This window comes from Mycobacterium sp. SVM_VP21 (genome assembly GCA_024758765.1).
In the GTDB taxonomy this organism is placed as follows: Bacteria; Actinomycetota; Actinomycetes; order Mycobacteriales; family Mycobacteriaceae; genus Mycobacterium; species Mycobacterium heraklionense_C.
On the sequence record CP101406.1, the window covers coordinates 3,508,902 to 3,528,732 of the forward strand.

At 67.1% G+C, this 19,831-nt stretch carries 23 protein-coding genes; 11 read left to right on the forward strand and 12 right to left on the reverse strand.

Annotated features, from left to right (window positions below; all coding sequences use genetic code 11):
* The first annotated feature begins 33 nt into the window (after positions 1 to 33).
* From NM962_16420 to NM962_16440, 5 genes are all read left to right on the forward strand, one after another.
* Positions 34 to 1,989, forward strand: coding sequence for a neutral/alkaline ceramidase (locus NM962_16420; protein UVO11529.1), 1,956 nt, complete (start codon positions 34 to 36; stop codon positions 1,987 to 1,989).
* Between the two features lie 98 nt (positions 1,990 to 2,087).
* Positions 2,088 to 2,534 (forward strand): STAS domain-containing protein, encoded by a 447-nt coding sequence (locus NM962_16425; GenBank protein UVO11530.1) that lies wholly within the window; start codon positions 2,088 to 2,090, stop codon positions 2,532 to 2,534.
* A 49-nt stretch (positions 2,535 to 2,583) separates the two neighbouring features.
* Entirely contained in the window at positions 2,584 to 3,102 is a 519-nt protein-coding gene (locus NM962_16430; GenBank protein UVO11531.1) for a hypothetical protein, read from the forward strand.
* On the forward strand, positions 3,099 to 3,845 hold the full coding sequence (yaaA, locus tag NM962_16435) for a peroxide stress protein YaaA (GenBank protein ID UVO11532.1): 747 nt from the start codon (positions 3,099 to 3,101) through the stop codon (positions 3,843 to 3,845). Before NM962_16430 ends, yaaA begins: the two co-directional genes overlap by 4 nt.
* 17 nt (positions 3,846 to 3,862) lie before the next feature.
* The gene (locus NM962_16440; protein UVO11533.1) at positions 3,863 to 4,522 is read left to right on the forward strand and encodes a D-alanyl-D-alanine dipeptidase; all 660 of its coding nucleotides are present in this window, start codon (positions 3,863 to 3,865) and stop codon (positions 4,520 to 4,522) included.
* Here the strand turns inward: NM962_16440 and NM962_16445 are convergent.
* Entirely contained in the window at positions 4,515 to 4,829 is a 315-nt protein-coding gene (locus tag NM962_16445) for an MTH1187 family thiamine-binding protein (protein ID UVO11534.1), read from the reverse strand. The genes NM962_16440 and NM962_16445 overlap by 8 nt on opposite strands.
* A gap of 53 nt (positions 4,830 to 4,882) precedes the next feature.
* Here NM962_16445 and dtd point away from each other — a divergent pair, with 53 nt between their 5' ends.
* From dtd to NM962_16460, 3 genes are all read left to right on the forward strand, one after another.
* Positions 4,883 to 5,314 (forward strand): D-aminoacyl-tRNA deacylase, encoded by a 432-nt coding sequence (gene dtd / locus NM962_16450; protein ID UVO11535.1) that lies wholly within the window; start codon positions 4,883 to 4,885, stop codon positions 5,312 to 5,314.
* A gap of 46 nt (positions 5,315 to 5,360) precedes the next feature.
* Positions 5,361 to 5,786, forward strand: a complete 426-nt coding sequence (locus NM962_16455) for a DUF2834 domain-containing protein (GenBank protein ID UVO11536.1) — start codon at positions 5,361 to 5,363, stop codon at positions 5,784 to 5,786.
* Positions 5,787 to 5,919: 133 nt separating this feature from the next.
* The gene (locus NM962_16460; protein UVO11537.1) at positions 5,920 to 6,078 is read left to right on the forward strand and encodes a hypothetical protein; all 159 of its coding nucleotides are present in this window, start codon (positions 5,920 to 5,922) and stop codon (positions 6,076 to 6,078) included.
* A gap of 38 nt (positions 6,079 to 6,116) precedes the next feature.
* Here the strand turns inward: NM962_16460 and NM962_16465 are convergent, their stop codons facing one another.
* Positions 6,117 to 6,425, reverse strand: a complete 309-nt coding sequence (locus NM962_16465) for a hypothetical protein (protein ID UVO11538.1) — start codon at positions 6,423 to 6,425, stop codon at positions 6,117 to 6,119.
* Positions 6,426 to 7,153: 728 nt separating this feature from the next.
* Here NM962_16465 and NM962_16470 point away from each other — a divergent pair.
* Positions 7,154 to 8,638, forward strand: a complete 1,485-nt coding sequence (locus NM962_16470) for an HNH endonuclease (GenBank protein ID UVO11539.1) — start codon at positions 7,154 to 7,156, stop codon at positions 8,636 to 8,638.
* A gap of 11 nt (positions 8,639 to 8,649) precedes the next feature.
* On the opposite strand, the gene NM962_16475 is transcribed toward NM962_16470, so the two are convergent.
* From NM962_16475 to NM962_16490, 4 genes are all read right to left on the reverse strand, one after another.
* Positions 8,650 to 10,113, reverse strand: a complete 1,464-nt coding sequence (locus tag NM962_16475; GenBank protein ID UVO11540.1) for a lipase maturation factor family protein — start codon at positions 10,111 to 10,113, stop codon at positions 8,650 to 8,652.
* 48 nt (positions 10,114 to 10,161) lie between these two features.
* A complete protein-coding gene (locus NM962_16480; GenBank protein ID UVO11541.1) occupies positions 10,162 to 11,436 on the reverse strand; it encodes a competence/damage-inducible protein A in 1,275 nt (424 codons plus the stop codon).
* A 24-nt stretch (positions 11,437 to 11,460) separates the two neighbouring features.
* Positions 11,461 to 11,970 (reverse strand): hypothetical protein, encoded by a 510-nt coding sequence (locus tag NM962_16485; protein UVO11542.1) that lies wholly within the window; start codon positions 11,968 to 11,970, stop codon positions 11,461 to 11,463.
* A gap of 132 nt (positions 11,971 to 12,102) precedes the next feature.
* Complete coding sequence (locus tag NM962_16490; protein ID UVO11543.1) at positions 12,103 to 12,339, reverse strand: hypothetical protein; 237 nt, start codon at positions 12,337 to 12,339, stop codon at positions 12,103 to 12,105.
* Positions 12,340 to 12,457: 118 nt separating this feature from the next.
* Between NM962_16490 and NM962_16495 the strand changes: the two genes are divergently transcribed.
* Together NM962_16495 and NM962_16500 are read left to right on the forward strand one after the other, a co-directional pair.
* On the forward strand, positions 12,458 to 13,249 hold the full coding sequence (locus NM962_16495; protein UVO11544.1) for an HAD-IB family hydrolase: 792 nt from the start codon (positions 12,458 to 12,460) through the stop codon (positions 13,247 to 13,249).
* Between the two features lie 143 nt (positions 13,250 to 13,392).
* Complete coding sequence (locus NM962_16500; GenBank protein UVO11545.1) at positions 13,393 to 14,523, forward strand: nitronate monooxygenase family protein; 1,131 nt, start codon at positions 13,393 to 13,395, stop codon at positions 14,521 to 14,523.
* Between the two features lie 4 nt (positions 14,524 to 14,527).
* On the opposite strand, the gene NM962_16505 is transcribed toward NM962_16500, so the two are convergent.
* The 6 genes from NM962_16505 to gnd form a co-directional block, all read right to left on the reverse strand.
* Positions 14,528 to 14,974, reverse strand: coding sequence for a hypothetical protein (locus NM962_16505; protein ID UVO11546.1), 447 nt, complete (start codon positions 14,972 to 14,974; stop codon positions 14,528 to 14,530).
* Positions 14,974 to 16,221 (reverse strand): DUF58 domain-containing protein, encoded by a 1,248-nt coding sequence (locus NM962_16510; GenBank protein UVO14779.1) that lies wholly within the window; start codon positions 16,219 to 16,221, stop codon positions 14,974 to 14,976. The genes NM962_16505 and NM962_16510 overlap by 1 nt, the downstream gene beginning before the upstream one ends.
* A 23-nt stretch (positions 16,222 to 16,244) precedes the next feature.
* Positions 16,245 to 17,216, reverse strand: a complete 972-nt coding sequence (locus NM962_16515) for a MoxR family ATPase (protein UVO14780.1) — start codon at positions 17,214 to 17,216, stop codon at positions 16,245 to 16,247.
* Positions 17,217 to 17,224: 8 nt separating this feature from the next.
* Positions 17,225 to 17,713 carry a hypothetical protein gene (locus NM962_16520; GenBank protein UVO11547.1) on the reverse strand — a complete coding sequence of 163 codons (489 nt, stop codon included), beginning with the start codon at positions 17,711 to 17,713 and terminating at the stop codon, positions 17,225 to 17,227.
* The gene (locus NM962_16525) at positions 17,710 to 18,636 is read right to left on the reverse strand and encodes a DUF4129 domain-containing protein (GenBank protein UVO11548.1); all 927 of its coding nucleotides are present in this window, start codon (positions 18,634 to 18,636) and stop codon (positions 17,710 to 17,712) included. Before NM962_16525 ends, NM962_16520 begins: the two co-directional genes overlap by 4 nt.
* Positions 18,637 to 18,756: 120 nt before the next feature.
* On the reverse strand, positions 18,757 to 19,776 hold the full coding sequence (gnd, locus tag NM962_16530) for a decarboxylating 6-phosphogluconate dehydrogenase (GenBank protein UVO14781.1): 1,020 nt from the start codon (positions 19,774 to 19,776) through the stop codon (positions 18,757 to 18,759).
* Positions 19,777 to 19,831 lie beyond the last annotated feature (55 nt).

Below are 19,831 nucleotides of genomic sequence, written 5' to 3' on the forward strand. Positions count from 1 at the left end.
GATACCGGCAGGGCGGTTGTGAATACTGTAGCGATGCCAGACGACTACCAGGTTGGGCGCGGAATCGCCGACATCACCGGCGAGCCGGCCGAGTGCGGAATGCTCGGCTACGGCGTGGCCTCACAGCAGACCGACGGAGTGCACAATCGGCTGCGTGCGCGGGCATTCGTCATCGCCGACGCGGCCGCCGGCACCCGGCTGCTGCTGGTGGTCTGCGAGATACCGCTACTGCTGGAAAGCGTGCACCACGAGGTGCTCGGACGCTTGGCCGCGACCTATGGCGAGCTGTACACGTTCCACAACGTGATGTTGACGGCGACGCACACCCATTGCGGCCCTGGCGGTTACTCCGACCACCGGCTCTACAACTCGAACACCAACGGGTTCCGGCACCAGACATTCAACGCGATCATCGACGGGATCTGCGAAGCCGTCGACCGAGCGCATGCCGACCTGGCTCCGGCCAACTTGAGCCTTGCCGTGGGCCGGCTGCACGACGCCAGCAGCAACCGTTCGCCGTTGTCGTTCGCCCGGAACCCCGAGGCCGAGCGCGCCCACTTCCCGGACCAGATCGACCCGCAGACCACCTTGCTGCGTATCGAACGCGACGGCCGGCTGGTCGGTGCGGTGAACTGGTTCGCCACCCACGGCACGTCCCTGACCAACCGCAACACTTTGATCAGCGGGGACAACAAGGGCTACGCCGCCTACCAGTGCGAGCGCCTGGATCACGGCGTCGACTACCTGGCAGCCACGCCACCGGACTTCATCGCGGCCTTCGCCCAGACGAACTCCGGGGACATGTCGCCGAATCTGAACCATCGCCCCGGCAGCGGCCCCACCGAGGACGAGTTCGAGAACACCCGGATCATCGGGTCTCGCCAAGCCGCCGCGGCCACCGAGCTGACGTTAGGGCATGGCACCGAGGTCAGCGGGGGGCTCGACGCTCGCACCACCTATGTCGATCTGACGGATTTTGAGGTCCGGCCCGAATTCACCGGCGACGGCCGGGCTCATCGCACCGGCCCAGCGATCGCGGGCGCTTCATGCCTGGCCGGTACCGACGAGGGCGCCGGCCCGTTGTACCCCGTGTTCAAGCAGGGGCGCAACCGCTTCTTTGACGGCCTGGTCGCCAACACGGTTTTCCGATTCTCCCCACGGCTGCGCGATGCGCACGCACCGAAGGGGGCGGTAGGCCCCGGAACCCGGCTCAACAAGGCGCTGTCGATGCTGATCCCCGAGGGCGGCCCGGTGCAGCTGCTGCGCATCGGGCAGCTGTACCTGATCGGCATTCCGGCCGAAGTGACCATCGTGGCGGGTCTGCGGTTGCGCCGCACGGTGGCCGAGATCGTCGGCGCCGACCTGCGCGACGTGCTGGTAGCGGGCTACAGCAACGGCTATCTGCACTACGTGACGACGCCGGAGGAATACGACGAGCAGCGCTACGAAGGTGGCAGCACTCTGTTCGGGCGCTGGGAGCTGCCGGCGCTGCAGCAGGTGGTGGCCGAGCTGGCCACCGCGATGCGCGATCAGCGGCCGGCGCCGCAAGGCCGACGACCCGCCGAGCCGTCCCGCCGGCGCCGGTCACGTCGCCGGGCGAAGCCGGATGCGCTGGCCGGCGGCCAGCAGTTCGGTGATGTCTTGGAGGCGCCGCTGCCTGCCTACCAGCCGGGCACCACGGTGTCGGCGGTGTTCGCCGGCGCGTACCCGAACAATGACCTGCACCGCGGCGGCACCTATGTGCGGGTGGAGCATCAAACCGATGCCGGGTGGAGCACCGTGGCCGACGACAGTGACTGGTCGACGACGTTCCGCTGGCGACGCACCGGCCGGCGCGGATCGACCATCACCGTGACCTGGGAGATTCCCGAAAACACCGCGGCCGGGCGATACCGGCTTCGCTATGACGGCGACGCCCGGGACCGAGATGGCCGGATCAGCGCGTTCACCGGGGCGACCGAGCCGTTCGATATCTCACCAAAGCGTTAGTCGTCCGCCCAAGAGGCCTTAACTTCGCCGCATAACGTCGGGAAACATCGAGGTCGGCACAGCTGCCGACAGCGATCGACAGGAAGGCGGGGGCTGGCATGGCAATCGAGATCACCACACGAGGCACAACTCGAATCAACCCGGTCGTCGAGTGCGGCGGGGCGCAGATTCGGGCGCACTACCGTCAGCTCGCGACGGTGATCGCGATCCGGGGCCGGATCGATGCCACCAACGTGGACCAACTCAGCGAACGGGCGCGGCGCTTCGTCCTTGCCAAGGAGCCGCTGGTGCTCGACTTGAGCGGGGTCACCTCGTTCGCCGCCGCCGGCATTTGGCTGCTGTGCGTTCTGGACGGCGACTGCCGTGCCGCGGGCGTGGAGTGGACCCTCATCGAGAGCTCGGCGGTGCACGAACTGCTCGGCGACTTCGACGAGGAGGCCATGTTCCCGACGTCGCGCTCGGTGGACCAGGCGCTGCATGCTCTTGCCGACGGCAACGACCAGCGCCGCCAGATGCTGCTGCCGCTGTTCCAGAAGTCGGCCTGAAATAGGTCGGGGCCTCGCCACCGCCCTGCGCTGGTGGCCGCTGGCCGGCGTGCTGGCGACATTGGCCCTCGGTTGGGCGGTGGGCCGCGGCTCGACACCGATCGATAGCTGGTTCAGTCGCGCCACCTTCACCCTGATCGGCGAGCAACCCCGGTGGCTGTTGATCTTCACCAGCGGCTGGCTAGTGCTGGCGGTGACCGTGGCGTGCCTGGTGGTGGCCTTGTCCCGCAGGCAGTGGGCGTTGGCGGCCGCGGTGCTGGCCTGCCCGTTCGCCGTCACCGCGATCACCATGGCGCTCAAGCACCTCTTCGACCGGCATAACGGGCCCTACCTCGAATACCCCAGCGGCCATACCGCGCTGTTGGTCGCGGTGCTGGGAATGATGGTCGTGGTGGCCGGTTCGAAACCGGCCCGGGGCTGGGCCCTGACCGCAGCCACGCTGGTAAGCCTGCTGGGCATGCTCGGGTTGGTGGCCTGCGGCTACCACTACGTCACCGATACCGTCGGTGCGGCGATGCTCGCCACCGCGCTGGTGTGTGGAACGGCTCGGTTAACGTCTGCGCTGTGATCGTGCTGCTGCCCCCGTCGGAGACCAAACGCACCGGCGGCGACGGACCACCGCTGCGCCTTGATGCACTGGCCTCCCCACAACTCACCGGCCTGAGGACCGAACTGGTCGACGAGTTAGTGGGTTTGGCCGCTGACCGGGAGGCCAGCCGCAGCGCACTGGGACTGTCGGCGTCGCAGGACGCTGAGATCGAGCGCAACGCCGCACTGCGTACCGCTCCCACCGCGCCGGCGATCAACCGCTACACCGGTGTGTTGTACGAGGCGCTGGACATCGGCTCGCTGCGCGGTGCCGCAGCCGTCCGGGCCGGCGCCCGCCTGGCCGTCGGCTCCGCCTTGTTCGGGCTGCTGCGGGCAACGGATCCGGTACCGGCATACCGGCTCTCGGCGTCCTCGAAGCTGCCCGGACGACCCGGATTGGCCAAGCGCTGGCGGCCGGTGCTGGAACCGGTGCTGGCCGAGATCGCCGCAGCCGAGCTGGTCGTCGACCTGAGGTCCGGTTCCTATGCGGCACTGGCCGGCATTCCGGGCTCCGTTCGCGTCGATGTGGTCGCCGAGCACCCCGATGGGCGACGAGTCTCGGTGAGTCACTTCAACAAAGCGCACAAGGGGCAACTGGCGCGGGCCCTGGCCACCACCAGGGCCGAACCCGATGATGCCGCCGCGGTGGCCGCCATAGCTCGGCGAGCCGGGATGCGGGTGGAACGCGACGACACTCGGCTGACGATCGTGGTTGCCGCCTGACAGGAGACAATGGGCAGATGCCGAGTCTGCGGATGGTGACTGTTGTTGGGCTGCTGCTCGCCGGAGCCTCCGGCACCGCAGCCGCCGCGCCAGGATCGGATGTGCCAGCACTGTCGGAGCCGGCCCGCGCGGCCGGGTTCGTCGACGTGCGCAGCGCAGTGCCGGACGCGATCATCGACCTGCGATATGCCACCGCGAACAACTTCGTCGGCGAACAGCTTTACCCGTCTAATGCTCGGTGTCTGGTGCACGAGTCGATGGCGCCGGGGTTGGCCACGGCGGCCGCCGCGCTGCGCAGCCGGGGCCGGACTCTGGTGTTCTGGGACTGCTACCGGCCACACAACGTGCAGGTGCGGATGTTCGAGGTAGTGCCGAACCCGAATTGGGTGGCCCGGCCGGGCTCGCTGGCCCGCAGCCACGAGACCGGGCGGTCGGTCGACGTGACGACCGCCGACGCGTATGGGCGGCTGTCGGAGATGGGCACTGGATTCGATGACTTCTCGCCGGCTGCAACGGCATTCGCCGACGGGATCAGCGCCCGTGCCGCGGCCGAGCGTGCCGCCCTGCGTGAGGCGATGAAGACCGGTGGCCTGGCTGTGTATTCGGGCGAATGGTGGCACTTCAACGGCCCCGGCGCCGACGTGGGACGCCCGATCCTCGACGTGCCGGTCAATTAGGTGGCGGCGCCGCCAGGTGCCGTTCCACCGATTCGACCTTGGTGTGCATGGCATCGATCGCGCCGTCTCGCCAGTCGGCCTTGATCACCGTGCTGACCCGAGGTGAGCGGGCCGCTACCGCTTCCACTGCCCGTTGCACCACGGCCATCGCTTCGGCCCAGCTCTCGCTTTCGATCACGGTGAACATGGAATCGGTGCGATTGGGCAGTCCCGACTCCCGAACGACCCGGACCGCCTCCGCGACGATCTCGCCGACTCCCTCCCCCACACCGAGCGGCGTAACCGAGAACGCAACCAAGACAGACACGCGACTCACCCCTCCCGGAAGGCACTACGGCAAGCCTACTTAGCATCGAGGCCGTGCGAGTTCTGGTCCAGCGTGTCTCATCGGCCCGCGTCAAGGTCGACGGTCAGACGGTCGGCGCGATCGAACCGGAGGGCCAGGGCCTGCTCGCACTGGTCGGCGTGACCCACACCGACGATTCCGCCAAGGCGCAGCGGCTCGCCGAAAAGCTTTGGCAGTTACGCATTCTGGATGATCAGAAGTCGGCAGCTGATGTGGGTGCGCCGATCCTGGTGGTCAGCCAGTTCACGCTCTACGCCGACACTGCCAAGGGCCGGCGACCATCGTGGAATGCCGCCGCGCCGGGTCCGGTGGCCGAACCTCTGGTCGTCGAGTTCGCCGAGGCGCTGCGCGGGCTGGGCGCGCAGGTGGCGACCGGGCAGTTCGGGGCGCATATGCAGGTGGAATTGGTCAATGACGGTCCGGTGACGGTGCTGCTCGAACTCTGAGGCGAAACTGCGTTACGCCCGGGTTTGTGGGCGCTAACGTGACCGGATGAATACAGCAGCCAAGGTCCGTTGTGGCGTCTACGCCGTGATTGCCGTTGCCGCGTTGGTCGCCACCTGGAGCCAGAATCTGGCCTATGACGGGTCCGCCTTCCTTTCCCGCTTCCTGCCGGATACCGCCGTGACGCCGGCGTCGCGCTCGATCACCGCCGACGTTCTGATGCTGTTCCTGTCGGCGGCGGTGCTGATGGTCGCCGAAGCCCGCAAGCACAACGTGCGGTTCGTCTGGGCCTACATCCTCGGCGCATTCCTCACTGCGATCAGCTTCACGTTCCCGTTGTTTCTGATCGCCCGCGAACGCCGACTAGCCGCCGAGGGTGCCTCGGCGCCACGGCTGGGTGCCCTCGATATGGCGCTGCTGGCCGTGGTCGCGCTGGTGTTGGCGGGCTTCACGCTCTGGGTCGATACCCGGTAGCGCGCGCCAACGGCAACGGACTGTTTGCCTCGTGTCCAGGTGCGCGCGTAGGGGATTCGTTACCTCGCGTGATACGCCCTGGAAATCCTGGAGTACTTCACCCAGGACGGCGGCGGCACCGCCAAGACCCTGCATGTTCGAGATCGATGGCCTGCTCTACACCGACCAGGTCAGTGCGGTCCGCATGTATTACGACGAGTCGACACCCAAAACATTCGACATCACCATCGGCACCGGCGGTGATATGGAAGACCCCCTGGGGCAAGTCGTGCGGACTATCCAGACCATGTGAAACGCCATCGGCACCATATTCGGCAGCAACGACCTCTTCTAAGGCGCACCCGGCGGGAAATACGTACAGGCCAAGTCATCAACCCGTCCGTCGGCCAGAACCCCAAAGTGCTCGATGCATTCATCCCGGCCACCGTCGGGGTACTTGCAGGTCACGAAGGCTTCCAGAAAAACATTTCCACGACGACTTTGGCAGCGCACGTTCATCTTGACCATGCACTGGTTATACGCATCAAGGGTATCCACGTTGGCTAGTGCGGTGCACGTCTCGTCAGCGTGAACGACCGGTGCCGGTGCTGCGATAAACAACGCTGCCGGCGCCACGGCGAGTAGGTCTTTGCTCCACATGATTCGTCTCCTTAGTTCGGCGCCGCACCCGGTTCCGGTGCCGGCGCCGGGCCGGGCGGGACATACGTACAGGCCAAGTAGTCCGTCCCCCCGCCGAACATCGCAACGGTTTCGTCGCATTCATCCCGATCACCGTCGGAGTAGGTGCATGTGGAGTGGAATGCCCTTAAAAAAAACTTGGCGGCTCTCGCAGTGCAGGTTCATCTTGATCCGGCACTCCTTATACGCGCCAGGACCCAAAGCGGTGCACTCGCCACCAGCGTGGGCCGGTGCCGGTGCTGCGATGAACAATGCTGCCGGCGCCACGGCGAATAGAGCCTTGCTCCACAGGATGCGTTTCCGCCGCTGGCTACCGCCTGTGTGTGCCATGCGCGTCATTGCGTTCCTTTCGTCCTGTCACCTAGTGAGGAGGGATTGATGCAACCGCATATCGATGTTCATGGTCGGTTGGTCCTTCCTGAGATTCCCGAGCCGGGCCCGGATGCGCACCCGATCGATAAAGCCATGTGGGCCATTGCCGATGCCCTGAATTGTCCAGTATCGCCCGACGGCACCGTTTATGACCTGCGGTTTGTCGACGCCGTCCGCGTCTACGACCGCTTGCTGTCGCGGACGAGCCACCCCCAGAACATTCCGGCAATGGCCACGGTTATCCACAAACGACGATCCTATCCACAGGTTTTGGCCACCCAGCTTTTCTGTCAGTCCGTCGAACTATTGTTCGATGCATGGGTAGGAATGCGATCGCGGATCGGGACACCATTCTGGGGTGCCTGGACGCGATCGAGGCCGCCTACGACCAGCTTGAACAGTGCTCGCTGGATGCCTTGAATGCCGAGGAGTTGGTCGCGTTGCTGGCCCGCCGAGAAGCGCTGGCGTGGCGGGCACCGGTGGTCGATCACCGGATCCTGGCCCGGCTGGTCACCGAGGGCGATCCCGGCGCTTTGGGGGCATGCTCGCTGACCAAGGCATTGGCCGAGCGGTTGCGGATCAGCAGCGCGAGCGCGCGGCGTCGATTAGCGGAGGCCGCTGAGTTGGGTCCGCGCGCCGCGGTGACCGGGGAACCCTTGGAGCCGGCGTCGCCGGAACTGGCCGCCGCACAGGCTGTGGGTCGGATCGGGCCGGAGCATGTGGTGATCGCCCGCAAGGCGTTGGCGAAAATACCGGCCACGGTCAGCGCTGCCTATCGCCAGCGGGCCGAGCGTGACCTCGCGGTGCTGGCAAGCCAATTCGGACCCGAAACCTTCCAACGCCTCGCCGAGCATCTGGTGGCCGTCCTGGACCCGGATGGGGATTTCACCGACCGGGAACGCCTGGCACGGCGCGGGCTGAGACTCGGCCGGCAGGGCATCGATGGGATGAGTTCCCTATCGGGGCGCATCACCCCGGAGCTGCGAGCCACCCTGGAGCCGATCCTGGCCAAACTCGCCGCCCCCGGTATGTGCAATGCCGCCGACGAACAGCCCTGTGTCAGTGGCACCCCATCCCAGCAGCAGATCCAGCGTGATGATCGCCGCCCCGATCAACGCACCCACGACGCCCTACTCGCCGCTTGCCGCGCAGTGCTCGCCTGCGGGGACCTCGGCCAACTCAACGGTCTGCCGGTGACCGTCATCATCTCGACCACCCTGGCCGAGCTACACGCCGCAGCCGGACACGCACCGGTGGCCGACTCCGCCACCACCGGCAAGGCCCACACTGCCGGAGGGTCACTGTTGCCGATGAGTGATCTGTTGCGGATGGCCGAGCACGCCTACCACTACTTGAGCGTGTTCGACGGCCGGGGCCGGGCGCTCTGGCTTGGACGTAGCAAGCGGCTCGCCTCAGCGGATCAGCGCATCGTGCTGCATGCCCGAGATCGCGGCTGCACGCGACCCGGTTGCACCGTATCGGGGTATTTGTCCCAGGCGCATCATCTCGAACAGGACTGGGCCCACAACGGACAAACCGACGTCGACGCCCTCGCGTTGGCGTGTGCACCCGATAACCGGATGGCGACCGAACAAGGCTGGACCACCACCCTCGGAGACGACGGGCGCGTCGCGTGGATTCCCCCACCGAAACTTGAACGCGGCCAACCCCGAACCAATCCCTTTCACTTCATCGAAGCCGTCATCGACTACCACACTCGGGCCAACCCAATGCCTGACAAGGACGGCGAGCCGCCCGAGAAACAACCACCGCGCATCGCTGATTGGCCCGAAGCTGGGTGACCGCTGCGGCACTAACGGGGGCTCGGCGGCGCTGGCGACCCACTCACCGAGACCGGCGACAGATAGACGCCTATCAGGCTGCGATGCCACCAAGCCCCGTCGCGTCGCCGCTCGGCCCGGGTGGTGAAGCGGTACTCGTAGAGCAGTATCCGCACGAAGCGCGGCGGTGTGTCCGGAAACGGGTTGTAACGCAACAGTCGTAACGTGTCGCGGTCATTGCGCAGTATCCGCTGCAGCAGCGCGTCACGCCACGACAGCCCATACCGCGGCGAGAGCGCGGCGAACCACATCAGCCAGTCCAGCCGAAGATGGTAGGGCGCCCACTGACGCGGAAGACGTTTCACCGCAACGGGTTTTCCCTTGAACTGGTATTCCCGCCAGACCGTCTGGTCGGTGATCTCGCTCTCCGCGGTCCCCTCGATCACCAGCTCCCGGCGGGAACGGCCGACGGCGCCGAACGCACCATAGCTGTTGGCCAGGTGAAGTGGGTTGAAGCTGGCGTTCATTCGCTGATTGCGGGATGCCATGTTGCGCACCGGCCAGTAGCTCAGCACCAGCACCGTTGCGGCGAACGCCAGCACCAGCGCGGTGAACCACACCGGTGACTCGGGCAGGGCCGGAGGATTCAGCGCCGAAATCCGCCCTGTCCACCAGGATTGGTCAAGTGCCCCAGCCGCCAAAATGATCGTGATCCAGTTCAGCCAGGCGAAGTTGCCGGAGGCGACCAGCCACAACTGGGTGATGATGATGATCCCGGCGGCCACACCGGCGATGGGCTGCGGAGCGAACAGCCCGAACGGGACCACCAGTTGGGCGACATGGTTGCCCGCTGCCTCTATTCGGTGCAATGGTTTGGGCAGGTGGTGGAAGAACCAGCTCAACGGCCCGGGCATCGGCTGGGTCTCGTGGTGGTAGTACAGGCAGGTCAAGTCACGCCAGCAGGAATCGCCGCGCAACTTGATCAGCCCCGCACCGAACTCGATGCGGAACAACAGCCAACGAGCCAGCCACATGACCAGCACCGGCGGCGCAACGCGGTCGTTGCCCAAGAACACCGCCAACAACCCGGTCTCCAGAAGAATCGATTCCCAGCCGAACGCATACCACGTCTGGCCAACGTTGACGATCGACAGATACAGCCCCCACAGCAGCAGCCAGATCGCCATCACCGTCCACAGCGGTACCAACTCTCCAGCCCCCACCGCCAGCGCCGCGGCCAGTCCAGCACCCAGCCAGCACACGAACGCGAAAAAGCGATCCGAGTAGTGCAGGTGAAAGATGCTGGGCGTCAGTCGAAACGGGCGCCGTCGTAGGTATTGCGGTACCGGCGTCATGCCGTGTTCGCCGATCAGTGCGCGGAACTGCCGTGCGGCCGCGACAAAGGCGATGACGTAGATAGCCGCGATCCCGCGTTCGAGAAGCAGCCGTCCCAGCCAATACCCGGAACCGCTCAACCACGCCCACTGTGTGTTCACACCTGCAACTCCTCGGTGTGATGTTCATACCACCGGTGGAGGCAGGAGTCAGCCGGTTGACAGTGCTCGGTACAGCAGGTGCATGGCTACTGTCGTCGAGCGTTCCCGGACGTCGGCCCGCTCCCCCGGCAGCCGGGTGGTCCGCGTGGTCATCCGGCCATCACCGAGCGCCACGCAGAAACACACCGTGCCCACCGGTTTGTCCGGCGTTCCGCCGCCAGGCCCGGCGATGCCGGTGATCGCCACCGCGGTGTCGGCACCGAATCGGCGAAGTGCACCCGCGGCCATTGCCTCGGCCACCGGCTCGGACACCGCGCCATGTTCGGCGATCAATGTCGCGTCGACGCCCAGCAATTCGATCTTCGCCTCGTTGGAGTAGGACACCACTCCGCCGGCCAAGTAGTTCGAAGCGCCCGGCGGGTCCGCCAGCCGGCCGGCAAGCAGGCCTGCGGTGCAGGATTCGGCGGTCGCGATCTGTCGACCGGACAGCGCCGCCGCCACGAGATCGTCGATCTGTGATCCGTCCTCGGAAAAGATCGCTCGAGAATGCCGTTCGCGAAGCAATGTCAGTAATTGCTCGTAGGCCCCCGCCGCGTCCGGCTCGTAGCGCGTGACGATCTCCAGTTCACCGCGACGCAGGCAGGTGGTGATCTCCAGCCGGTGGAAGTCGCCGATGGCATCTTGCGCGTGCCGCAGCGTGTCGGCCAGGCCGGATTCGGGCAAGCCGAACATCCGGATCATCCGCTGCTCGTAGTGCGTCCGGCCGGCCAAGGCCTCCTGCACCGCCGCGGTCTGTATTGCCTTGTGCCACATCGGTTGCAGCTCACGAGGCGGCCCCGGCAGCACCACGACCGTCGGCGAGCCGGGCACCACGACTCCGGGCGCGGTGCCAACCGGGTCCAGGATTGTCGCGCCGGCCGGAACCATCGCCTGTTTGCGGTTGGCCGCCCGCACCGTCGCGAAATCCGGAGCGCCCGGACCGGAGTAGCGCGCCATCATCGGTTTGATGATCTCGGCGATCCGGGCTTCCAGCTCGTCGTCCAACACGACGTCACGGCCGCAGAACCTGGAGACGGTCTCGACCGTCAGGTCGTCGGCCGTCGGCCCCAGGCCGCCGCTGGTGATGATCAAGTCGACACCCTCGGCGGCCAGGAACCGCAGCTGACTCTCGATGTCCCTGGGCCGGTCGCCACAGATCGTGATGTGCGCCAACTCGACTCCAAGTTCGAGGAGTCGGTCAGCCAACCACGGTCCGTTCCGGTCGGTCACACGTCCGGTGAGTACCTCGGTACCGGTGACGACGATTCCTGCGCGTGCGCTCACCGGTCCGAGATTACGCAGTCAGCGTCAGGGCAAGCCCGGAATCAGCATGACCTCCATCGGCGTCACCGGAGCAACCGGCGCAACCGGAACGCTCGGCAGGAAGCCGGTGGGAGCGAACGCCGTCGGGGCCGCAGCCACCGGGGCCGAACCACCGAAGTTCGGCAGCGGGAACGGCAGCACCGAGCTCAGGCTGGCCGGAAGGTTCCCCAGCCCGGGCAGTCCGGTGGCCGCGGCCTGCGGCTGGGGCATCGCGCTCGGCGAGGGCGGCACATTGAAGGTCGCGGTGGCCAGCGGTGCCTGCCCGGGTGTCGCGGGCGGAGCGAAGCTGGTACCGCTCAGCGCCGACGAGGTGGTCTGCAGCAGCTGCTGCGGGAGGCTCGTGGAGGACGCGACCATCTGCTCGACCACGCCGGACAGCCCCGGGTTGATCGGCGCGGTGTCGGCGTTCGCGGTGGCGCTGGACGCCAGCGCAGTGAGGAACAGACCCGCAGCGGCGCCGGCCGCGACGGTCAGGTACTTACGGATTCGTGACATGGCTTTCTCCCCAATCCCAACAATTACAAGGTCGGGACCGAAGTTAGCCGTGTGAAAACTGTTGCCTGTGTGACACGAGGGGCGTTTATGCAACCGTTGCGAACCGGAGCCGCGGCAGTTACCGAGCCGGCCTCAGCGGGCCAACCAGCTCGCAATCTTCGCGAGTTCGGTGGTGTAGGCCAGCAGGATGCCGTCTTCGTAGTGGGCTCCGCCGTTGAGCGTGGTGCTGTCGCGCCAAATCGCGTGGACTTGGTAGATCCCGCGGCTGTAGACATCGACACGCTCACGCTGGGTACGCTGCCAGCCCTGCTGCTCTGCCTTTTCTGACAAAGTTTCCCGCGCGTCGGTCGCGGTGGTCTCACTGGTCATGAAGCCGACCCTCTTTTCGCATAGGCCAAACACGCTATCAGCTGCCCAGATACGTCCTCCTGCGGCGCGGCGCGCGACCACCCCCAACGCGCCTGGCGCCGACGTAACATCGACGGCGATGACCGCAGTACCGAGTGATCCGATCGCCGACGTCGCCCGGACCGAATCGGGCGCACGGATCGGGGCGTTCTTCGACTTGGACGGCACGTTGGTCTCTGGGTTCACCGCCACCGCACATGCCGGCGACCGGATCCGCCGGCGCCAGGCCCGCGCGGGTGAGGTGTTCGGCGTCGTCGAGGCCGCCGTGCGGTATCGCCTGGGGCGTATGCAATTCGAACGGTTGCTGGTGCGGGCGGCGGGCTACCTGCGCGGGGAGACCATCAGCGAACTCAACGCCGTCGGCGCACGACTGTTCGCCGATCACATCGCCAGCCGGATCTACCCGCACATGCACGAGATCGTGCGGGCGCATCAGCAACGCGGCCACACCGTCGTACTGAGCTCCTCGGCACTGACCATCCACGCCGAGCCGGTGGCCCAGTTCCTGGGTATCGCGCAGGTGCTGTGCAACCGCTTCGAGCTCGACGAGCGGGGCGTCCTCACCGGTGACATCGTCAAACCCGTGGTGTGGGGCGCGCAGAAGGCGGCCACCGTGCAGGATTTCTGCGCAGCTAACGGGGTCGACCTGACCCAGAGCTTCTTCTATGCCGATGGCGACGAGGATGCCGCGCTGATGGCGCTGGTGGGCCGTCCCCGGCCGGTCAATCCCCGGCCCCGACTGGCGGCGCTGGCCGCCGAACACGGGTGGCCGGTGCTGCGCATCACCGGCCGCGACCGCACCGACGGGCGATCGTTGCGACGCGCCGCCGATTTCGGGGTGGCGGTGCTGCGCGCCTTTTCCACTCGCTGAGTCACCCGGTGCCCTAAGACACGATTGCCGGTAGTGTTGGGTTTCACCAGCACACCTAGGCCCGACTGGCCTCACGATGCCGTGTCTGGTAGTTAATTAGAACACGTTTCACTTCGATCCCACGCCCCGTGAAGGAGTCCGTCATGCACACTCCCCTCTGCGACGAACTCGGCATCGAGTTCCCGATCTTCGCCTTTACCCACTGTCGCGACGTTGTCGTCGCGGTGAGCAAGGCCGGCGGTTTCGGGGTGCTGGGCGCGGTGGGCTTCACGCCGGAGCAGCTCGAGATCGAGCTGAAGTGGATCGACGAGAACATCGGCGATCACCCGTACGGCGTGGACATCGTCATCCCGAACAAGTACGAGGGCATGGACTCCGGGCAGTCCGCCGAGGAACTCGCCGAATCGCTGCGCAAGCTGGTCCCCCAGCAGCACCTCGACTTCGGCAAGAAGCTCCTCGCCGACCACGGTGTGCCCGTCGAGGGCGCCGACGCCGACAGCCTGCAGCTGCTCGGCTGGACCGAGGCGACCGCCACCCCGCAGGTCGAGGTCGCGCTGCAGCACCCGAAGGTGACGATGATCGCCAACGCACTCGGGACTCCCCCGGCGGACATGATCAAGCACATCCACGAGGCGGGCCGCAAGGTCGCCGCGCTGTGCGGCTCCGCGCGGCAGGCCCAAAAGCACGCCGCAGCCGGCGTGGACATCATCATCGCCCAGGGCGGCGAAGCCGGCGGACACTGCGGCGACGTGGGCTCGATCGTGCTGTGGCCCGAGGTCGTCAAGGCGGTCGCACCGGTACCGGTGCTGGCGGCGGGCGGCATCGGCAGCGGCCAGCAGATCGCCGCGGCCCTCGCACTGGGGGCACAGGGCGCGTGGACCGGTTCGCAGTGGCTGATGGTCGAGGAGTCCTCGAACACCGAAGCCCAGCACGCGGCATACATCAAAGCCGGCAGCCGCGACACGGTGCGCAGCCGCTCCTTCACCGGCAAGCCGGCCCGGATGCTGCGCAACGACTGGACCGAGGCCTGGGAGGCTCCGGAGAACCCGAAGCCGCTGGGTATGCCGCTGCAGTACATGGTCTCCGGAATGGCCGTGCGTGCCACGAACAAGTACCCGAACGAGAGCGTCGACGTCGCGTTCAACCCGGTCGGCCAGGTCGTCGGCCAGTTCACCAAGGTAGAGAAGACCGCGACCGTCATCGAGCGGTGGATTCAGGAGTACCTTGAGGCCACCGGCACCCTGGAAGCCCTCAACGAGGCATCGGGCGTCTGATCGATTACCGCTCGGCGCGCAGAAACGGTTGTGCGGCAACGACGTAAAGGCCGAACACCGCGAACGGCGCCAACAGCGGTAGCCAAGGAAGCTGCCATGGGAACACCGTCGCGACTAACCCCGCGACGGTGAACCCGAGGGCGAAGACCACGGTCGGTAGGGTCACCGTGCCGACGTGGCGCAGCGCAAGGTAGCCCACCGCGGCAAGGCCGGCCACCGCCGCCGAAACGTCGGGTGGGTCGGCCAGGCCGATGGCGACGGCCGTGAGCAGCACCGCCGTCGTCGCCGCCACTTTCCATCGGAGCCCGAGTAGCACCGCGCCGGCGGCCAGCAGCGCCGCGGTCACTGCTAGACCCGAGGCGCCCAAACCGGCGACCGCGGCCATTGCCAGACCGCACAGGCCGGACAGCGCCGGCGACAGGTGCGTGTCGAGTCCGGGCGAAATCGCCATCACCGCACCGCCGCAGGTCTGCGCCGCTGCGTCACCACACGCATCGCCTGTTCCAGCGGCTGCTCGTACGGCCAGGAGGCGACATCGACGCCGATGGTGGCCATGTCGCGATACATGGCACTGCGCTGCAGCGTCCAGATCCGGGCCACCAACGGATCCAGGTCGTTCTCGAATGGCGAGCCGCCCAGCACGTCGACCGCGAGCACCACGTGGCCCCGTTTTCGCAGATCGGTCAGCGCCAGCGCGAATTCGGTATCCAGCAGCGTGGAGAACGCAATGATCAACGCACCCGCCGGGACCGCGGCCCGGGGCGCCAGCGTTCCGGTGGTCGACTCGACTCCGTCGCCGGCACCGAGAACCGCATCGACAATGCGATAGAACTGGCGCTGCCCGATCTCCGCACCGACCCACCGCGGCTGGCGGCCGCCGAGAATGACGATGCCGGCACGGTCGCCATTGCGCAACGCGGTCTGCACCACCTGCGCCGCGCCGAGTACCGACCGTTCGGTCGCCTCGGTCGCCGGGCCGGCAGGCTGCGGGTAGGCGTCGATCAACACCACTACGTCGGCACCACGATCGGTCAGGCGCTGAGTGACATGCAGGCTCCCGCGTCGTGCGCTGACCGGCCAATTCACTGAGCGCAGCGGATCGCCGGGAACGTAGGCGCGAATGTCGGCGTACTCCACGCCGCGGCCCGGATGCCGGGTCAGGTGGGTCCCGACCCGATCGAGCAGGTCGCTGTGCGGGACCGGTGTGGACTGCGGCGGCGCCAGTGGGAACACGGTGACCTCGGCGACGTCGACAGTTCCCGTCCCGACCAGCAGACCACCCCGGGCCACGGCGCTCACGGTGGCACGGATCGGATACCGGCCCCAGCGTCCGGCGATGGCAGTGACCGTTATTCGGCTGCCGGCCGAGACGGTGGATCCCGTGATCTCGAGACTGAGCGCCGGATGCGCCGACACCGCCAGACTCACGCGAACCACATCGGCATCCGATACCGTTGCGCCGACAGCCAATTCGACCGACTCGGTCTCGAAGCAGCGTTGCACCGACGGCGTGGCATGCACCCGCACGCCCGGAACGGGTCGCTGGCTGTCCAACGAGCACAAGACGGCGAGCAACGGTGCAGCAAACGCGATCAGCTGCCAGCGCGATGCACCCACGGCCAGCACCAGGGCCAGCGCAGCACCGGTGGCCACCGCCTTGGCGAATGGGGATGCCCGCCAATGCATGACGACATCCATCGCGAACAAGTCGGGGTCTTGGGTCACGTCGGTGTCGCCTCCGGGGTTCGCGGCACCGGCAGCCGGCGCAGCAGCTCCTCCACCACATCCGCGCCCTGAACTCGGCGCACCCACATCTCCGGCCGCAGCGTGATCCGGTGCGCGATCGCCGACGTGGCCAACGCTTTGACGTCCTCGGGGATCACGTAGTCGCGGCCCAGCAGCAGAGCGCGGGCCCGAGCGAGCTGGACCAGATCGAGTTCCGACCGCGGGCTGGCCCCCACAGCCACCTGCGGATGGCGCCGGGTTCCGGTGGCCAGCGACACCACGTAGCGCAGCACGTCGTCATGCACACTGACCTGTTCCACCGCTTCACGCATCGCCACCAGATCGTCGGCGTCAACCACCTTGCGCACCGTCGGTAGGGCGGCACCGCGGTCCAGGCGACGGCGCAACATCGCCGCCTCCCCCTGCTCCGAGAGATAACCCAGGCGCAGCCTGATCGCGAACCGGTCCAGTTGCGCCTCCGGCAGCGGATAGGTCCCCTCGTACTCGATTGGGTTGTCGGTAGCCAGCACGATGAACGGCGACGGCAACCGATGCGTGTTGCCGTCGATGCTGACCTGACCTTCGGCCATCGCCTCCAGCAGGGCCGCCTGGGTCTTGGGCGGCGTCCGGTTGATCTCGTCGGCCAGCACCAGGTTGGTGAAGATCGGCCCGCGCCGGAACTCGAAACGACCCGAGGACATGTCGTAGACCGTCGTGCCGAGCAGGTCGGCGGGCAGCAGGTCGGGGGTGAACTGCACGCGGATGAAGTCCAGTCCGAGCGCGGCGGCGAACGACCGTGCGATCAAGGTCTTGCCCAGGCCCGGCAAGTCCTCGATGAGCACGTGCCCGCCGGCGAGCACCGTGGTCAGAATCAGGGTGAGCGCCGACCGCTTGCCCACCACGGCCCGTTCGATCTCGTCGAGCACCGCGGTGCAGCGTGCCCCGGTGGTGGCCGCCGCACCGGACAACCCGGTGCTCATCGCTGCTCCAGACGGCACAGGATCTCTTCCAGCACAGCACGTCCGGGGCCGCAGCCGCTGTCACCGGTGGGCGCGACGTTGCCGGGATCGACCCACGGCCATAGCTCGTCGCCGAACAACAGCGCCCCGGTGGCAGCGAACGCAGCGGGATCCTTCGCCCTGCCCTGACCGGTGGAGACCTCGAACCGCCGTGCCAGGATCGGTCGCCATCGCCGATCCCAGTCGGCTCTGGTCGATTCCGACCAGCGGATTCTGGCTTCGGTGCCCGAGCGCCACTGGCGCAAAGCCTCACCGGGCTCATCGGTAGCCGCCGGATCTGCGGGTGGTCCCGAACCTCCCGTGGCCAGCAGGCGTCGAATACCGAAAACCGGCACCGCGACCGCGAGGCCCGCCGCCCCGAACAACAACTGCCGCTGCTGGGTCATCAGCACCACAATCTCAACGCCAATCATCAGCAGAACACCTTGCAGCGCGAGCGTTTTCATCGTGGATTCCGCAACTCGTCGAGAACCCGCCGCAGGGCGGTAATCGCATCAGCGCGATCGCGCTCGGTCATCAGGTGGGCGCTGAAGCGTGCCTCGGTGAACAGTTCCACCAGCCGGGTCGCGTTGGCCGCGGGCAGGGCGTGGTGTTCGACGGCTCGTGCCAGCACTTCGGTGGGGGTGTCGAAGGCGCGGGGTGCGACATCGGGAACGGCGCCCAGGTGGCGTTCCATCACCGCGTAGCACGCGATGATCGCCGCCCGTGGCTCACGACTGGGATCGACAATCCGGGCCAAGCCGAGTTCCGCTGCCCGAACCAGGTTTTCGCCGGCGTCCGGTTCGTCCGCCATCGCCGGAATCACGATGGCCTCGGGTGGTGCGGGATGCGGGCGCCGGACGCGTGCGGCGAGGACCGCTGTGGACAGCAGAGCCAGCAGCAAGGTGGCAACGGCCAGCAGATAGGCGGACGCACCACTGGCCGGTCCGCTGGGCGCGGCCGGCGCGCCCGCGGTGCTTGGCGGGGCCTCACCCGTCCCGGGCACGTCCGCCGGCAACTCGACACGGAACCCGGCACCGAGCTTCGCCAGCATCAGGACGGTCAGCAGCCACAACGTCAGCGCCGCCGCGACGATCAGCACCGCGCGCCACACCGGTCCTCGTCCGGCTCCCGCGGTCCGGGACAACTGGCCGATGCTGCCGGCCCTCGCACGTTGATGCCGTGCCCGGTGCACGACAGCGACTGCGATGATCGTGCCCGACACCGCCAACAGCGCCGCCAACACAATCGGTTCCACGGTGCTTGCGGCGCTCGGGCGGCGTGGCTCGGGCGCGGCACCGGGTAGGTATCCGCGCGTCGTTGCGCCGGCCGCGAGCAGCAGCACTCCCAGGGCGATCACTCGCACGGTCGCCCTGTCGCTACCGGCCATCACCGGAACACCAGGTACCTGAGCTTCCCGCCGTCGCCGCGGCATTCCCCATACTGGCACGCCAGGGCTGGAAGCGGCCAGGATCACACGGAGAGCCCCGCGTCGTTCAGGCGGGGCCGGTCACCCGGACTTCTCGTCGTGCCCGCCGAACTGCTTGCGCATGGCCGAGAGCACCTTTGCGCCGAACTCGAACAGCTGGCGCGAGGCGAATCGCGCGTACAGCGCGGTGGTGAGCACTGGCGCGGGGACGCCCTCATCGATGGCGGCGATAACGGTCCATCGCCCTTCGCCGGAATCGGAGACCCGGCCGGCGAATTCCTCCAACTGCGGCGACTTCTGCAGCGCGCTGGCGGTGAGATCCAGCAGCCAGGAACCGATTACGCTGCCCCGCCGCCAGACCTCGGTGACCTGCTCGATGTCGATGTCGTACCGATAGAACTCGGGATTGCTCAACGGCGCGGTTTCGGCATCACCGTGTTGGTCCTGCTTGCCGATGTTGGCGTGGTGCAGGATGTTCAGCCCCTCGGCGATCGAGGCCATCATCCCGTACTCGATGCCGTTGTGCACCATCTTCACGAAGTGCCCGGCTCCCGATGGACCGCAGTACAGATAGCCTTTCTCGGCTTGCGCGATCTCGCCCTCGCGTCCCGGGGTGCGCGGGGCTGCGTCCACCCCAGGAGCCACCGTCGCGAAGATCGGCTCGACATGGTCGAACGCTGCCCGATCCCCGCCGACCATGAGGCAGTAACCCCGTTCGCGACCCCATACCCCGCCGCTGGTGCCGCAATCGAGCAGATGAATACCTTTGTCGGCCAATATCTTTGCGTGCGCGATGTCGTCGCGGTAGTACGAGTTACCGCCATCGATCACGATGTCGCCGGCTTCCAGTGTGCAAGCAAGTTCTTCGATGACCCCCGTGGTGATGGCACCGGCGGGCACCATCACCCACACCGCCCGCGGCACGGACAGCTGCGCCGCGAGTTCGCTCAACGACGAGACCCCGGTGGTGTTGGGCTCGGTGGTCAATGCGCTGACCGCGTCGGCGTTGTGGTCGTAGACGACGCATTCGTGACCGCCGTCAACCATGCGCCGAACGAGATTGGCGCCCATTCGACCCAGACCGATCATCCCCAGTTGCATGGTGCGCTGCTCCTTACCGTGAGCGGCCATCGTCCGCTCGAAGCTAGCGCACCAG

Excerpts from the sequence above, each read along its gene's own strand:
- NM962_16420 (UVO11529.1), top strand. The coding sequence starts at position 34 with ATGCCAGACGACTACCAGGTTGGGCGCGGAATCGCCGACATCACCGGC.
- NM962_16425 (UVO11530.1), top strand. The coding sequence starts at position 2,088 with ATGGCAATCGAGATCACCACACGAGGCACAACTCGAATCAACCCGGTC.
- NM962_16440 (UVO11533.1), top strand. The coding sequence starts at position 3,863 with ATGCCGAGTCTGCGGATGGTGACTGTTGTTGGGCTGCTGCTCGCCGGA.
- NM962_16455 (UVO11536.1), top strand. The coding sequence starts at position 5,361 with ATGAATACAGCAGCCAAGGTCCGTTGTGGCGTCTACGCCGTGATTGCC.
- NM962_16460 (UVO11537.1), top strand. The coding sequence starts at position 5,920 with ATGTTCGAGATCGATGGCCTGCTCTACACCGACCAGGTCAGTGCGGTC.
- NM962_16465 (UVO11538.1), bottom strand. The coding sequence starts at position 6,425 with ATGTGGAGCAAAGACCTACTCGCCGTGGCGCCGGCAGCGTTGTTTATC.
- NM962_16470 (UVO11539.1), top strand. The coding sequence starts at position 7,154 with ATGGGTAGGAATGCGATCGCGGATCGGGACACCATTCTGGGGTGCCTG.
- NM962_16485 (UVO11542.1), bottom strand. The coding sequence starts at position 11,970 with ATGTCACGAATCCGTAAGTACCTGACCGTCGCGGCCGGCGCCGCTGCG.
- NM962_16490 (UVO11543.1), bottom strand. The coding sequence starts at position 12,339 with ATGACCAGTGAGACCACCGCGACCGACGCGCGGGAAACTTTGTCAGAA.
- NM962_16495 (UVO11544.1), top strand. The coding sequence starts at position 12,458 with ATGACCGCAGTACCGAGTGATCCGATCGCCGACGTCGCCCGGACCGAA.
- NM962_16500 (UVO11545.1), top strand. The coding sequence starts at position 13,393 with ATGCACACTCCCCTCTGCGACGAACTCGGCATCGAGTTCCCGATCTTC.
- NM962_16505 (UVO11546.1), bottom strand. The coding sequence starts at position 14,974 with ATGGCGATTTCGCCCGGACTCGACACGCACCTGTCGCCGGCGCTGTCC.
- NM962_16510 (UVO14779.1), bottom strand. The coding sequence starts at position 16,221 with ATGGATGTCGTCATGCATTGGCGGGCATCCCCATTCGCCAAGGCGGTG.
- NM962_16520 (UVO11547.1), bottom strand. The coding sequence starts at position 17,713 with ATGAAAACGCTCGCGCTGCAAGGTGTTCTGCTGATGATTGGCGTTGAG.
- NM962_16525 (UVO11548.1), bottom strand. The coding sequence starts at position 18,636 with ATGGCCGGTAGCGACAGGGCGACCGTGCGAGTGATCGCCCTGGGAGTG.
- gnd (UVO14781.1), bottom strand. The coding sequence starts at position 19,776 with ATGCAACTGGGGATGATCGGTCTGGGTCGAATGGGCGCCAATCTCGTT.